At 62.9% G+C, this 15173-nt stretch carries 11 protein-coding genes and 1 other RNA gene; 8 read left to right on the top strand and 4 right to left on the bottom strand.

Features of this window, described 5'->3' with window-relative positions:
* Positions 1 to 220 precede the first annotated feature (220 nt).
* Entirely contained in the window at positions 221 to 1420 is a 1200-nt protein-coding gene (gene emrD, locus ACB031_RS09415; protein WP_005299692.1) for a multidrug efflux MFS transporter EmrD, read from the top strand.
* A gap of 149 nt (positions 1421 to 1569) precedes the next feature.
* Here emrD and ssrS read toward each other — a convergent pair.
* Both ssrS and zapA read right to left on the bottom strand, forming a co-directional pair.
* A non-coding RNA gene (gene ssrS / locus ACB031_RS09410) (6S RNA) lies at positions 1570 to 1752 on the bottom strand.
* Between the two features lie 16 nt (positions 1753 to 1768).
* Entirely contained in the window at positions 1769 to 2101 is a 333-nt protein-coding gene (gene zapA / locus ACB031_RS09405; RefSeq protein WP_005299694.1) for a cell division protein ZapA, read from the bottom strand.
* Positions 2102 to 2274: 173 nt separating this feature from the next.
* Between zapA and ACB031_RS09400 the strand changes: the two genes are divergently transcribed.
* From ACB031_RS09400 to gcvP, 6 genes are all read left to right on the top strand, one after another.
* Positions 2275 to 2844, top strand: a complete 570-nt coding sequence (locus ACB031_RS09400; protein ID WP_005299696.1) for a UPF0149 family protein — start codon at positions 2275 to 2277, stop codon at positions 2842 to 2844.
* Between the two features lie 183 nt (positions 2845 to 3027).
* Entirely contained in the window at positions 3028 to 4245 is a 1218-nt protein-coding gene (ubiH, locus tag ACB031_RS09395) for a 2-octaprenyl-6-methoxyphenyl hydroxylase (protein ID WP_371139439.1), read from the top strand.
* 88 nt (positions 4246 to 4333) lie between these two features.
* A complete protein-coding gene (locus ACB031_RS09390) occupies positions 4334 to 5569 on the top strand; it encodes an FAD-dependent 2-octaprenylphenol hydroxylase (protein ID WP_025201845.1) in 1236 nt (411 codons plus the stop codon).
* A 479-nt stretch (positions 5570 to 6048) separates the two neighbouring features.
* Positions 6049 to 7146, top strand: coding sequence for a glycine cleavage system aminomethyltransferase GcvT (gene gcvT, locus ACB031_RS09385; RefSeq protein ID WP_324039094.1), 1098 nt, complete (start codon positions 6049 to 6051; stop codon positions 7144 to 7146).
* Positions 7147 to 7253: 107 nt separating this feature from the next.
* A complete protein-coding gene (gene gcvH / locus ACB031_RS09380) occupies positions 7254 to 7643 on the top strand; it encodes a glycine cleavage system protein GcvH (RefSeq protein ID WP_010634317.1) in 390 nt (129 codons plus the stop codon).
* Between the two features lie 253 nt (positions 7644 to 7896).
* The gene (gene gcvP, locus ACB031_RS09375) at positions 7897 to 10773 is read left to right on the top strand and encodes an aminomethyl-transferring glycine dehydrogenase (RefSeq protein WP_371139438.1); all 2877 of its coding nucleotides are present in this window, start codon (positions 7897 to 7899) and stop codon (positions 10771 to 10773) included.
* A gap of 180 nt (positions 10774 to 10953) precedes the next feature.
* Here gcvP and ACB031_RS09370 read toward each other — a convergent pair whose 3' ends face one another.
* Positions 10954 to 12252 (bottom strand): anaerobic sulfatase maturase, encoded by a 1299-nt coding sequence (locus ACB031_RS09370; RefSeq protein WP_371139437.1) that lies wholly within the window; start codon positions 12250 to 12252, stop codon positions 10954 to 10956.
* Between the two features lie 112 nt (positions 12253 to 12364).
* The gene (locus tag ACB031_RS09365; protein ID WP_371139672.1) at positions 12365 to 13906 is read right to left on the bottom strand and encodes an arylsulfatase; all 1542 of its coding nucleotides are present in this window, start codon (positions 13904 to 13906) and stop codon (positions 12365 to 12367) included.
* A gap of 458 nt (positions 13907 to 14364) precedes the next feature.
* Between ACB031_RS09365 and ACB031_RS09360 the strand changes: the two genes are divergently transcribed.
* Complete coding sequence (locus ACB031_RS09360; RefSeq protein ID WP_371139436.1) at positions 14365 to 15114, top strand: class I SAM-dependent methyltransferase; 750 nt, start codon at positions 14365 to 14367, stop codon at positions 15112 to 15114.
* Positions 15115 to 15173: the final 59 nt, after the last annotated feature.

Genomic DNA, 15173 nt, shown 5'->3' with positions numbered 1-15173 from the left:
GTCACATTAGAAAAACTAAGGAAAGCTGATTATAAAGATTCGTTCGTTTTTCGTGATCTGAATCACTAAGATGACGGCAAGCCATGGGAGTGTCCTGCTCCCGGCCGGTGCGGGTTCTCCGCCTTGAGTTTTCACCTTTGATTGACCCTGTTTGTTGGATCCCCTCTGCGGTTTTCTGCCAGAGGCGGGCAGCCTTTCGATGATTTTTCGGGACTGAGATATGTATCGGCACAGTTTTTATCCGCTGTTTTTTCTGACCATTCTGATGGTCGCTGTGGGCCAGATGACCCAGACCCTCTACGTGCCCTCCATTCCCATGATGGCGGGGGACTTCAACGTGGCCTCCGGCCAGCTGCAGGCGGTGATGGCTTGCTACCTGATCCCGTACGGCCTCTCCCAGTTTGTCTACGGCCCCTTGTCGGATCGCATCGGGCGTCGTCCCATCATCATCATCGGCATGATGGTGTTCCTGGTGGGTACCCTGACCATTCAACTGATCCCGAGTTTCATGGCGCTGCTGGCGGGCAGCTTCATCCAGGGGCTGGGGACCGGGGCCGGCGGCGCCATGAGCCGTACCCTGATGCGCGACCGCTACACCGGTGCCGAGCTCAACCGGGCCAACAGCCTGGTGAGCATGGGGGTGATCTTCTCCCCGCTGCTGGCCCCCGTGCTAGGTGGCTGGCTGACCGAGTTGTTCAACTGGCGTGCGGGCTACTGGTTCCTGTTCGGCTTTGGCGCCGTGGCGACTCTGGCCATACTGGCCTGGTTCGTCGAAACCTTGCCAGAGGAGGCCCGTCAGCAGCCGCTGCGAGTCGGTGCAGCTTATCGCCACGTGCTCGGCAACCCGCGTTTTCAAGGCAACCTGCTCTGCCTGATGGCGACCTTCGCCGGTCTGGCGGTGTTTGAAGCGGCCGCCGGCGTGCTGCTGGGCGACGTGCTCAAGCTGAGTGCCCGTACCGTCAGCGTGCTGTTCGTGCTGCCGCTGCCCGGCTATCTGTTCGGTGCCTGGCTCTCCGCCAAGCTGAGTTTTCGCCTGAGCCAGGGCAAGCTGATGCGCCTTGGCATCGCCTTCCTGGCGCTGGGGTCACTCATCATCCTGCTGCCCGGTCTGTTCGGGATAGTGAGTGCCGCTTCCCTGGTGGGTGGGGCTGCCGTCTACTTCATCGGCAGCGGTATCCTCTATCCGACTGCCACCTCCTGCGCCATCGAACCCTTCCCGGGCCAGGCGGGCACCGCCGGTGCCATCCTCGGTGGCATGCAGAACCTGGGGGCCGGCATCGTGACCCTGCTGGCGGCCTGCTTCCCGATGGAGGGGCAGGTAACTCTGGGCGCCATCATGACACTGATGGTGCTGATCGTGGCGCTGAGCTTCCTCTGGTTGCGTCACCACGGTTCGCCCCACGAGCAGATGGCCGTGTGAGCCTAATGATGTGAAAAGACCCGCCCGAGTTGGCGGGTTTTTTATGGGCCGCCGCTGGGGGCTGATATGCCGGGTGACGGAAGCGGGGGAGGGGACTGCCGCGCAGGAAAAGAAAAAGCCCGTCACACTGGTGACGGGCTTTTTGCTGTTGGTACCCCGGAGATGCCGTTGCCGGTTTGGGCCCTTGAACCGTCGGTTCAAGGCGGGGATCGGATCTGACCGCAGGCTTCTCGGTCGTGCCGAGCATGCGCAATAGCCAGAAGGCAGATCCCCTGTTTGGTATGAATATCGGCTCGGGGACTTGAACCGGCTGACAAACACCCCAGGGAATTTCAAAAACGTTGCGAGTTAGGGTTGTACGCCTTCGTCGCTGGATTCGCCATATTGTCCGTGCTCGATCAAGGCCGCTTCGATGGTGCGTTGCAGCATCTTGATCCGCTTGTCCATGGTCTCAGAGTATTGGTGATTCTTGTCTTTTTCAAGACAGAGCTCATGGCAGAAATTGAGTGCTGCCATCACCGCCAGCTGTTCATTGCTGGAGACCTTGGAGCGTTGACGCAGCTCGATGAGTTTATCAGTCAGCTGGTCGGCGGCCTGGCGCAGGGCATCCTGCTGTCCCAGGGGACAGGATACCTTGTAGGGACGTCCCAAAATGACGATTTCTACGGCCTCTGTGCTCATGCCTTCCTCAATACGGCGGAGTGTCATTCCGCCTTTATCCACGTGGACAACTGGGCGGGACTATATAGCGCAGATGCAGAAGTTTCAAGGCCTTGCTGGCTCTGGAAGGGGGAGAATGCTAGGATCCTGACCATTAATTCTGCATATTTGCCTGAACTTTGAGCGGATCTTCGATGAGCAAAACGAACCCCCTGAAATACGCGGCCGTGGCCGACCTGATGGAACAGCACGAGCTGATGGCAACGGCTGTAGAGGCCCATGGCGTGATCTGCGGTCTGGTGTGCGGTGGTGTGGCTCTGGACGACAAGAGCTGGCTGCCCCATTTCAACGATCTGGTCAACGACGGTTTCGGTCTGCCGGCCCCGGTGCGCCAGGTGATGACCGATCTCTATCATGAGGTGATCGAGAGCCTGATGGCCCAGAAAGGGGTCGAGCTGCTGCTGCCAAGCGACGAAGCGCCCCTCGACGAGCGCATCGATTCGCTGGTGGACTGGTCCCAGGCCTTTCTGGCCGGTTTCGGCGTGGTGCAGCAAGAGCTCTCCAAGGCCTCCGAAGAGCTGCAGGAGATGATCCAGGACATCGCCAGCATCACCCAGGTCTCCGCCGAGTTCGATCAGGAAGATGAAGAGAACGAAGCCTCCTTCCTGGTGCTCTACGAACACGTGCGCCTCGGGGTCATGATGGCGTTTGAAGAGTTTGGCAAGCGGCCGGATGCTCCGAGCACCCCGCCGACCCTGCACTGAGTCGAGCAAGCTTGAAAAAGAGCGCCTGGTGGCGCTCTTTTTACATCTGGATGTTGCCCGCGCCGGCCGGCCGTGATGAGGCAAGTAACGACAGGGACTGCGCTTTTTTGCCCGTGGCTTCGCATCCCGACCCCACGCTTTGTGTTAGCATGACCCCACGTTTTCAGCTTTTCCCCTGATCTCATGTCTCAATCTGATCTGAACCACGTCGATGTGGCCATCGTCGGTGGTGGAATGAGCGGCGCCGTGCTGGCGCTCTCCCTCGCGGCCCTGCCAGGGCCCAAGCCCCTGCAGATCCTGCTGCTGGAGGCGAGCGCCCCCGAGCTCAATGCACACCCCGGCTTCGATGCCCGCGCCATCGCGCTCTCCGCCGGCACCTGCGAGGCGCTGGCCCGGCACGGGCTCTGGCCCCGCTTTGCCCCCCATTGCAGCCCCATCACCCGCATTCATGTGTCGGATCGGGGCCACTTCGGCCAGGCCGGATTGACGGCTGCCGAGTATGGCCTGTCTGCCCTCGGCCAGGTGATCGAGCTGTCGGCGGCGGGCATCGAGTTGCAACAGGCGATCGCCGCCTGCCCGCAGATCCGCATGCTGTGCCCGGCTCAGCTCGAACGGGTGGAGCCGCTGACGGAGGGGGTGAACTTGATCCTGGCGGACGGCGAGCGTTATCAGACCCGTCTGCTGGTAGCGGCCGATGGCGGCAACTCCTTCGTGCGCCAGCAGTGCAAGCTGGCGGTGAGCCGTCACGACTACGGCCAGAGCGCCATCATCGCCACCGTCAAGACGGCCGAGGATCCGGCCGGTCAGGCATTCGAGCGTTTCACCCAAGGGGGGCCGCTGGCGCTGCTGCCGATGCAGGGGGGGCTCTCCTCCCTGGTCTGGAGCGTGGCGCGGGATGAGGCGCCGGCCTTGATGGCGCTCGATGACGCCGCCTTTCTGGCCCGCCTGCAGCAGGCTTTCGGCTGGCGCCTCGGTCGCTTCCTGCAAACCGGCCAGCGCCACGTCTATCCGCTGGTGCTGACGGTGGCCGACTACCCGTTGGCCCAGCGCACCGTGCTGGTGGGCAACGCCGCCCATCTGCTGCATCCCATCGCCGGCCAGGGCTTCAACCTCGGCATGCGCGACCTGGACCTGCTCACCCGCGCCGTCGGTCAGGCCCTGGTGGCGGGGGAGGATATCGGCAGCTTCAAGGTGCTAAACGGTTACTGGCAGCAGCGCAAGGGGGATCAGGCGCAGACGGTCTGGCTTACCTCCTCGCTGGCCCAGCTCTTCTCCAATGATCACGCCCCGCTGGTGGCGGGCCGCAACCTGGCGCTCTCCCTGATGGGGCGGCTGGCTTGCCTCAAGGCGCCGCTGGCCTCCCGCACCCTGGGCTTTGTTGCCGACCTGTGCCGCCCCTGAGGCGGGTCACAGCTTGCGTATTGAAGGGGTCTGCCTGCGGGCGTGCCCTCGCTGATCCCGGCGATCAGCCCTGAAAGGATATAAAACGATGCAGATGCAAAACGTGGATGTGGTGATTGTGGGGGGCGGCATGGTGGGCCTGGGGCTCGCCGCTGCGCTCAAGGGGAGTGCGCTCAAGGTGGCCGTGGTCGAGGGCCAGTTGCCGGCCCCCGCGCTTGACGAGGCGCCGGACAACCGGGTCAGCGCCCTGAGTCTGGCCAGCCAGCGCATCCTGCAGCAGGTGGGGGCCTGGCGCGGCATTGAGGCCCGCCGCCTGCAGCCCTACGTGCAGATGGAGGTGTGGGAGCAGGACAGCTTTGGCCGGATTGCCTTCGATGCCGCCAGCCTGCGTCAGCCCGAGCTCGGCCACATCGCCGAGAACCGGGTCATCCAGCTGGCGCTGCTGGACGCTATCGAGGGGGCCAACAACATCCAGCTGCTGAGCCCAGCCCGGGCGAGCAGCCTGCAAAGCGGCGAGGCGGGCTCCCTGCTGCTGCTGGAAGATGGCCGCGCGCTGTCGGCCAAACTGGTGGTGGCGGCCGATGGCGCCCACTCCTGGGTCCGTCGGCAGGCCGACATTCCGCTCACCAGCTGGGATTACGGCCACCATGCCCTGGTGGCGACGGTGCGTTGTGCCGAGCCCCACGAGGCGGTGGCGCGTCAGATCTTCACCCCCGAGGGGCCGCTCGCCTTCCTGCCCCTGTGGCAACCAGATCTCTGCTCCATCGTCTGGTCGCTGCCGGCCGCTCGTGCCGAGGCGCTCTGTCAGTGTGACGACGAGCAGTTCAACCGCCAGCTCACCACCGCGTTCGACGGCCGCCTCGGCCTGTGCCAGGTGGAAGGGGCGCGCAGCGCCATCCCGCTCACCGCCCGCTATGCCCGTGACTTTGCCCGCGAGCGGCTGGTGCTGGTGGGGGATGCCGCTCACACCATACACCCGTTGGCGGGGCAGGGGGTCAACCTGGGGCTGCTGGACGCCGCCGCCCTGGCCGAGCAGATCCTGCGCAATCAGGCGGCGGGCAAGGATATCGGTCTGCTCGCCAACCTGCGCGGCTACGAGCGCTGGCGCAAGAGCGAGGCGGCCAGCATGCTGGCTGCGATGGAGGGGCTCAAGCGGCTGTTTGCCGGTGCCAACCCGCTCAAGAAGCTGGTGCGCGGGGCGGGCCTGTGCGCCTTCGACCTGTTGACGCCGCTCAAGCAAAGCGTGATCCGGGCCGCCATGGGGTTAGAGGGTGAGTTGCCGGCCTTGGCCAAGGGGAACAATTTGCCGACCCGGCCGAAGTAAGAGGATGATCCGGGCCGCCATGGGGCTGGAAGGAGAGCTGCCCGCGCTGGCCAAGGGTGAAAAAATCTAATAATACTCGGGTGTTTTCACAACAAAACTAATGTGAGGAGGCTGATGACCCGGTTTGGGCATCAGCCTTTAATCTGGGCTGGTGGCGAAACGTTTTTCTCCAAATTGTGACGAAACGGTAAAAATCGAAATTTAATATCGTCATTACCGAGTTTGGTCTGTTTTTATCACTGTTTTTACCTTAGTGTCTGGAGTCTGTTGACTGGCGGTGGATTAGTTTTTTTTGAGCGGCATGCGCGTCCGCTTGGCATATAATCCGCTGCGTTCAAGGAATCACTCCGGCCTTGTGGGCCGGAACGAGCACAGACTCAGGCACTCTCTGCTCTTGCTGCGACCCCGGTGAACCGCCGGAGGGCGGCCGGGCGGGGCGGATCGTGAGTGTTGTCGCGAACGCTTAAGGAAACACAGCGATGATCCAGACTACAGTACTGCATCCCAAGCACCTGGAAGCCGGCGCCAAGATGGTGGACTTCCACGGTTGGGAAATGCCCATCAACTACGGCTCACAGCTGGAAGAGCACCATCAGGTGCGCACCGATGCCGGCATGTTCGACGTCTCCCACATGACCATCGTCGATTTGACCGGCGAGCGGGTCAAAGCCTTCCTGCAACATCTGCTGGCCAACGACGTGGCCAAGCTCACCCTCTTCGGCAAGGCCCTCTACAGCGGCATGCTGACCCCGGAAGGCGGTGTCATCGATGACCTCATTACTTATTACCTTGGCGAGACCTTCTACCGCCTGGTGGTCAACTCCGCCACCCGCGAGAAGGATCTGGCCTGGATCCGCCACCATGCCCAGGACTTCGGGGTGACCGTGACCGAGCGCCCAGAGCTCGCCATGATCGCGGTGCAGGGGCCCAACGCCAAGGCCAAGGCGGCCAAGGTGTTCAGCGCCGAACAAAATGCCGCCGTGGAAGGCATGAAGCCCTTCTTCGGTGTGCAGGCCGGCGAGCTTTTCATCGCCACCACCGGCTACACAGGTGAAGACGGTTACGAGATCGTGGTGCCGCAAGAGCAGGCGTGCGATCTGTGGCAGGCGCTGCTGGACAACGGTGTGGCCCCCTGCGGCCTGGGTGCCCGTGACACCCTGCGCCTCGAGGCTGGCATGAACCTCTACGGCCAGGACATGGACGAAACCGTCTCTCCGCTGGCCGCCAACATGGCCTGGACCATCGCCTGGGAACCGAGCGATCGCCAGTTCATCGGCCGCGCCGCGCTGGAAGCCCAGAAAGCCGCCGGCAGCCAGCCCAAGCTGGTGGGCCTGGTGATGGAAGAGAAGGGCGTGCTGCGCAGCGGCATGTCGGTCACCTTCACCACCGCCGGTGGAGAAGAGCGGGAAGGTGTGATCACCTCCGGCTCTTTCTCGCCCACTCTGGGCTACAGTATTGCCCTGGCGCGGGTGCCCCGTGATATCGGCGAGCAGGCCTCGGTGGAGATCCGCAAGAAGCTGGTCACCGTGAAAGTGACCAAGCCGGCTTTCGTGCGCAACGGCCAGAAGCTGGTGTAACGACCCCATTGCGGCGAAGGGGTTGCCCTTCGCCAGACCCCCTTGCCCCGGCAACGCCTGTCGAACGCGCCGGGGACAAGTGATCCAAGTGAATAAAGGAAGCACAAATGAGCCATATCCCGAGCGAACTGAAATATGCCACCTCCCACGAGTGGATCCGTGTCGAAGCCAACGGCGAGGCCGTGGTCGGTATCACCGAGCACGCCCAGGAGCTGCTGGGTGACATGGTGTTCGTCGATCTGCCGGAAGTGGGCAAGCAGGTCGGTGCCGGTGATGACTGCGCAGTGGCCGAGTCGGTCAAGGCCGCCTCTGACATCTACAGCCCGGTGAGCGGCGAGATCCTGGCCGTCAACGAAGAGCTGGAAGGCAGCCCCGAGCTGGTCAACTCCGACCCCTACGGTGCCGGCTGGCTGTTCCGCATCAAGCTGGACGACGCGGGCGAGCTCGCCAACCTGCTGGATGCCGAAGGCTACCAGAACGTGGTGGACGAAGAGTAATGCCCCCGGGCCCTGCCAATCGCGCAGGGCCCGTTTGTATGCATGCCCGTCGGCCAGGAGGCCGGCCGGTGAGGGTGAAGTCGTCCGTCCCGGTTTGCCCACGGCCAACCGGACAGCCACAAGACGACCCCCTGTCGCTATGAGCGACATCCGGTGCCGGCAGGGGCCACCCTGCCAGCCGAACATGAGTGAAGCCGGCCGAGGCCGGCTGTCAGGCACTTAGTTATCAGGACTTTTTATCAGGAATAGGGAAATGACCCAGTCACTGTTTGAACTCGAGCAAAAAACCGATTTCATCCGCCGTCACATCGGGCCGGGTGAGGAAGATCTGCGCGCCCTGCTGGCCGTGGTGGGCGCCGAGAGCCTGGACGATCTGATTGAGCAGACGGTCCCCGCCGCCATTCGCCGGCCGGGCCCGCTCGGCATCGGTGCCTCCATGACCGAAGTGGAAGCGCTGGCCAAGCTCAAGGGCTATGCCGCCCAGAACAAGGTGGCCAAGAGCTACATCGGCATGGGCTATCACGACACCCACGTGCCCCACGTCATCCTGCGCAACGTGCTGGAAAATCCGGGCTGGTACACCGCCTACACCCCGTACCAGCCGGAGCTGGCACAGGGCCGTCTCGAAGCCCTGCTCAACTTCCAGCAGCTGACCCTGGATCTCACCGGCATGGATCTGGCCAGTGCCTCCCTGCTGGATGAGGCGACCGCCGCCGCCGAGGCGATGGCGCTGGCCAAGCGGATGGCCAAGTCCAAATCCCACCTCTTCTTCGTGGCCGACGACGTGCACCCGCAGGTGATCGACGTGGTCAAGGAGCGGGCGGTCCACTTCGGCTTTGACGTGGCAGTCGGCCCGGCCGAGCAGGCCTGCGCCGAAGAGGTGTTCGGTGCCCTGTTCCAGTACCCCACCACCACGGGGGAAGTGAAAGATCTGCGGGCGCTTATCGCCGCGGTGCAGGCCCAGAAAGGGCTGGCCTGCGTCAGTGCCGACCTGCTCTCCCTGCTGTTGCTCAAATCTCCGGGTGAGCTGGGTGCCGACGTGGTGCTGGGTTCGGCCCAGCGCTTCGGCGTGCCCATGGGCTACGGTGGCCCCCACGCCGCCTTCTTCGCCACCCGTGATGCCTACAAACGCTCCATGCCGGGCCGCATCATCGGCGTCTCCAAGGATGCCCGCGGCAAGGCCGCCCTGCGCATGGCGATGCAGACCCGCGAGCAGCATATCCGCCGCGAGAAGGCCAACTCCAACATCTGTACTGCTCAGGTGCTCTTGGCCAACATGGCGAGCTTCTACGCCGTCTACCACGGCCCGGTGGGGCTGAAAACCATCGCCTCCCGCGTGCACCGTCTGACCACCATTCTGGCGCTCGGTCTGAAGGCCAAGGGCGTGGCCCTCAAGCACGCCAGCTGGTTTGATACCCTGACCGTACAGACCGCCGAGAAGGCTGAGCTGATCGCCAAGGCCGAGGGGCTCGGCATCAACCTGCGCGCGGATCTGGATGGTGCGGTGGGTGTCTCCCTCTCCGAGACCACTACCCGTGGCGATGTGGCCGAGCTGTTCGAACTGTTCCTGGGCACAGGGCACGGTCTGGACATCGAGGCCCTCGACAAGGCGGCCCAGGCCCATCACGCCATCCCGCAGGATCTGCTGCGCACCGACGCCGTGCTGACCCACGAGGTGTTCAACAAGTACCACTCCGAGACCGAGATGCTGCGCTACATCCACCGTCTCGAAGCCAAAGATCTGGCCCTCAACTACGCCATGATTTCGCTCGGCTCCTGCACCATGAAGCTCAATGCCACCGCCGAGATGATCCCGGTGACCTGGCCCGAGTTCGGCAAGCTGCACCCGTTCGCCCCGCTGGCCCAGGCCAAGGGTTACCAGCTGCTGCTGGCCGACCTCGAGAACTGGCTGGTGAAGGTGACCGGCTACGATGCGGTCTGCATGCAGCCCAACTCCGGCGCCCAGGGCGAATACGCGGGCCTGCTCGCCATCAAGAAGTACCACGAGTCCCGCGGCGAGGGGCATCGCGACATCTGCCTCATTCCGGCGTCTGCGCACGGCACCAACCCGGCCTCCGCCCAGATGGCGGGCCTGCGGGTCATCGTGACCGCCTGTGACAAGTCGGGCAACGTGGATCTGGACGATCTGCGCGCCAAGGCCGCCGAGGCGGGGGATCAGCTTAGCTGCCTGATGGTGACCTACCCCTCCACCCACGGGGTGTACGAGGAGACCATCAAGGAGGTGTGCGACATCGTTCACCAGCGCGGTGGTCAGGTTTACCTCGACGGCGCCAACATGAACGCGCAAGTCGGGCTGACGGCGCCAGGCTTTATCGGGGCGGACGTTTCCCACCTCAACCTGCACAAGACCTTCGCCATTCCTCACGGCGGTGGCGGCCCGGGCATGGGCCCCATCGGCGTGAAGAAACACCTGGCGCCGTTCGTGGCCGGTCACGCCGTGGTCAAGACCGACAAGGAGAGCCGCAACAACGGCGCCGTGTCGGCGGCACCGTTCGGCTCGGCCAGCATCCTGCCCATCAGCTGGATGTACATCGCCATGCTGGGGGACGAGGGGCTGAAGAAATCCACTCAGGTGGCCATCCTCAACGCCAACTACCTGGCCAAGAAGCTGGGTGAATCCTTCCCCGTGCTCTACTCCGGTCGCAACGGTCGAGTGGCCCACGAGTGCATCCTGGATATCCGTCCGCTCAAAGAAGCCTCTGGCATCAGCGAGATGGATGTGGCCAAGCGCCTGATGGACTACGGCTTCCACGCGCCGACCATGAGCTTCCCGGTAGCGGGCACCCTGATGGTCGAGCCGACCGAGTCGGAATCCAAGCGTGAGCTGGACCGCTTCGTGGAGGCGATGACCGCCATCCGTGCCGAGATCGCCAAGGTGCAGGACGGCCACTGGAGCCTCACCGACAACCCGCTGGTGCATGCCCCGCATACCCAGGATGACGTGATGGACGCTGAGTGGAATCGTGGCTACAGCCGCGCCGAGGCAGTGTTCCCGTCGGACGCCGTGCGCGCCGCCAAGCTGTGGCCGTCGGTCAACCGCATCGACGACGTCTACGGCGATCGCAACCTGTTCTGCTCCTGCATCCCGACCGAGGACTACGCCAAGTAAGCGCAGGTGCTCAGCGTGATCTGGGAAACAATGACCTGGTAAAAGAGGCCCTGCATCGGCAGGGCCTGGTCGGGCAATAGGGCTGAGCAGAGCTATCAAGGTGTCAAAATCCGAAACCCGTTGGCGGGTTTCGGATTTTTTTATGGGCATTTGGCAGACCCGGAGCCGGGGCCTGCCGGCTTATCTGCCCTGCTGCTGCGTCGTCAACACCTGGGCTATGCCTGCCAGTATGGGGGCGGCATAGTCGAAGAAGTGCTTGATCCCGGGGCAGAGGTAGTTCAGGCCAAGCTCGCCATCCGGGGCCCTGACCAGGCGATTCTTGGGGCATTCGCCCCAGCAGATCGTCAGGTAGGGGCACTGGCGGCAATATTCGGGCAGGCTGTCCCGCTTGGACATGCCAAAGGCCTCCTGGCGGGTGGAGAAGGCCATGTGGCTCAAGGGGCGCTGTTTGATATCCCCCAGCCGGTACTCCGGATAGACGAAGTGATCGCAGGAGAAGACGCTGCCATCGTGCTCGATGGCCAGCGCCTTGCCGCAAAACTCGGCGGTGACGCAGAGCTGGGAGGGGTATCCCATGGTCTGGGCCACGGCGGTTTCGAACAGATTGACCAGTACGCGCCCCAGGTCGTTGTTGACCCACTCCTCGAACACGGTTGCCAGAAAGGTGCCCCAGTCATCGGGATCCACCGACCAGTCAGTGACGATCGACATGGGGTGGCCGGGTTTGCTCAGCTCACTGCCGACCAGGGGCAGCATGCTGTCGTTCCAGAATTGCGGGGCCGTGCGTTTGAAGTCGCTGGCCTCGACGCAGGGGGTGAACTGGATGTAGCTGGCCCCCAGCTCCCGGGTCAAAAAGCGATACACCTCGAGGGGATGTTTCGCATTGTGCCGGTTGATGACGGTCAGGGCATTGAAGGGAACCTGATGCTGGCGCAGCAGCGCGGCCGCCGCCATCACCAGATCGAAGGTGGGTTTGCCGCTGCGGGTTACCCGGTATTTGTCGTGCAGTGCGCGGGGCCCGTCGATGGAGAGACCGACCAGAAAGCCGTGCTCCTTGAGAAACCGGCACCACTCGTCATTGAGCAGGATGCCGTTGGTCTGCAGGTCGTTGCGGATGCTGACCCCGGGCGGGCAATGCTGTTGCTGCAGCGCCACTATCCGGCGAAAGTAGTCGATGCCGAGCAGGGTCGGTTCACCGCCCTGCCAGGAGAAGACGATCTCGTTGCCATCCTGCCCCTCTATGTAGCTGCGGATGAAGGTCTCCAGCGTCTCTTCATCCATCCTGGGTTGTCTCGGTTGATGGAGCAGCTCTTCCTTGTGCAGGTAGAAGCAATATTGGCAATCGATGTTGCACTTGGAGCCCCCCGGTTTTGCCATGACGTGGAAGCGGCGGGCATAGGCGCCGCTGCTGTCACGGCTGGCGGTTTTGAGCGGGGTGACGTCCAGGTGCGTGGTGTCACGGGTCCGGATCTTGTTCATCGTTACTCTGCTGGTGGCGGCGGGCGAGGTCGGTCCGGGGTGGGTGCCTGACGAGGTGCCCAGCTCTGCCGCATGAAGAAGATGGCGGAGGGATAACCCTCCGCCGCGTGGTTTACTGCTGAGTTTTCTGCATGGCTTCCTGAATGACCTTGGCCATGTCGAAGGTGGTACTCCCCTGAACCGGCGGATACTTGACCAGGGTGTTGACGTGCTCGCCGACCATCTCGCTGACCGGTGCCAGCATCCAGGACATCTTCTGCAACAAGTGGCCGTTGGCATCGACGGAGTCGTAACTCTCGAACGGATCGGCTCTCAGGTTGTAGAGCTTGGGCTTGGAGAGCGGGGTGAGGTTGTCATAGTAGTTTTCGGCCACCGCGAAGTGGAACTTCCAGGGGCCGACTCGCACCGCAGAGAGCTTGTCCTCAAAGTAGTAGAAGATGGAGTCGCGAGCCGACTCCTTGCTCTTGCCTTCCCAGTAGGCGAGGTTGTTGACGCCATCTATGTACTGTTTCTTCTCGTCCATCATCTTCTTGCTGACGTCAGGAACGCCAGCAGCCGCCGCCAGGGTGGTAAAGAGATCCTGGTGACCCTGGATACCGTTGAGCACGCCACCCGCCGGGATCTGGGCCGGCCAGCGCGCCATCATGGGCACCCGGACGCCCCCTTCATAGGTGGTCATCTTCTCGCCTCGAAACGGCGTGGTGGCGCCATAAGGCCAGGAGGAGTGTTCCGGACCGTTGTCGGTGGTATAGATGACGATGGTGTTCTCTTTCAGCCCCCGTTTTTCCAGCTCGTCGAGCAGATAGCCGATGTCGCTGTCGTGCTGCATCATGCCGCTGCCATGGTAGTCGTATTCGCTGGTGTACTGCTCGGCTGCGTAGCGCCACTTGTCGTTGAGACGGGTATAGAGGTGCATGCGGCTGGTGTTGACCCAGGTGAAGAAGGGCTTGTCTTCCTTGAGCGAGCCGTCGATGAACTTGAGGGCGGCCGGGATCATCTCGGCGCGGTCGAACTCCTTCATCCGCTCCTGACCCAGCGGGCCGGTATCAGTACATTTCTGTTTGCCGACTTCGCCGAAACGCGGGTCAACCGTCTTGTCTTCGGTCTCGGTGGCATAGCAGTGCAGGACGCCGCGGGTACCGAACTTCTTGCTGTACGCCTCGAGCGAGCCTGAATACTGCTTGGCAAAATTCTGGTAATCCCGTTGCTCGTGTTCTTCTTGGGTATTGAGGTGATAGAGGTTGCCGAAGAATTCGTCGAAGCCGTGGACGGTCGGCAGGGCAAAGTTGTGATCCCCCAGGTGGTTCTTGCCGAACTGGCCGGTCTTGTAGCCGACGGCTTTGAGCACTTCGGCCAGAGACGGGGACTCTTTCTTCAGGCCCAGGGCGCCACCTGGCATGGCCACCGTCGTCATGCCGGAACGAATGGGGTACTGGCCGGTCAGGAAGGCGGCGCGGCCCGCCGTCGAACTCGGCTGGGCGTAGTGATCGGTGAACTTGATCCCCTCCTTGGCGATCCGGTCGATGTTGGGGGTGGTGTAACCCATGGTGCCCATGCCATAGGCGCTGACGTTCTGCCAGCCGATGTCGTCACCGAAGATGACCACTATGTTCGGTTTATCCGTTTTTGCCATGACGCCGGCAGAGAGGATCATGCTCACCGCTGCCGATATTTTCCCTAGTTGCATCTTTTCGCTCCGTGTAGGCTCAGAAAAAACCTCGTTGGCCGAACGACTTGAGCATTCATGACACGGCGGCCCGTTGAGCCCGGGGGGCCCCATGCGAAGAATGACGCGGCAAGCCCCAGCTTATTACTTAACTGCCGACTAATAACCTGAATGTCAGTTGTGCCGTGTGCAGAGTGTGATGGCGATCTCATGTCGCCGAGCAGACCTGCGCGATCGAACAGTGCGTGACAGGGAAAGGGTGAGAGGCCTCTTTATTCCGGTGCAATGACAGGTCAATCTGGTCAGGTCGATGATGTGCCACCCGCTCAGAAGGAGGGGGGGCGCGTGGGTCTGTGCCCGCGCGGCGACCGGATGACCACGAGGTGCATCGGTATGGAGGCGCTGGCGAGCAGCGCCATCAGGTGGCGACATGGCAGGAGAGAGGAATGGACAATACCGAACGATTTTCAGCTCGCGTTGAGGCTTATGTGAAATACCGCCCCGGCTACCCGCCGGCCATGCTGGACTTTCTGGCCGATGAGCTGGCCATGGGACCCGCTAGCCAGGTGGCCGACATAGGAGCGGGCACCGGCATCCTGACGGCGCTGCTGGCCCCTCGGGTGGCGCGGGTCTGGGCAGTGGAGCCGAATCAGGAGATGCGCGAGGCGGCGCAGCAGTTGCTGGCCGGGGTTGCCAATGTCGGCTGGTCTGACGGCCGGGCCGAGGTCACCGGTCTGCCGGATGGCTGTGTGGATCTCATCACGGTGGCCCAGGCGTTTCACTGGTTCGATCGTCCTGCCTTCAAGCAGGAGTGTCGGCGGCTGCTGAGGCCAGGTGGCAAAGTGGCCCTTATCTGGAACGACAGGCTGACTGACACCCCGTTTCTCAAGGCCTACGAGGCGGGGCTGCGCACCTATTCGGGGGACTATGAGGAGGTCAATCATCGCAACCTGGGGGAGGTGGATTTTGCCGCCTTCTTCGAGGGAGATTACCGGCTCGAGCGCTTCGCCAACCGTCAGCTGTTCGATCTCGACGGGGTGCTGGGGCGGCTCAACTCCTCCTCCTATGCCCCGGTGGCCGGTTCGCAGGCCCATACCGGGTTGACGGCGCTGATTGCCCGGGAATTTGAGCGCCATGCCGTCAACGGTGTGATTGCCTTCAACTACAACACCCTGCTCTACAGCGGTCGGGTGTAGCCGGGTCAGATAAAAGCGGCCCCTCGCATCGGGGACGAGGGGCCGCAAGGGGGCAGTGC

It is taken from the genome of Aeromonas sp. S8(2024) (assembly GCF_041403085.1).
GTDB lineage: Bacteria > Pseudomonadota > Gammaproteobacteria > Enterobacterales > Aeromonadaceae > Aeromonas > Aeromonas dhakensis.
Note: the sequence above shows the minus strand (reverse complement) of the source record. Positions and strands in the feature narration are given on the sequence as shown.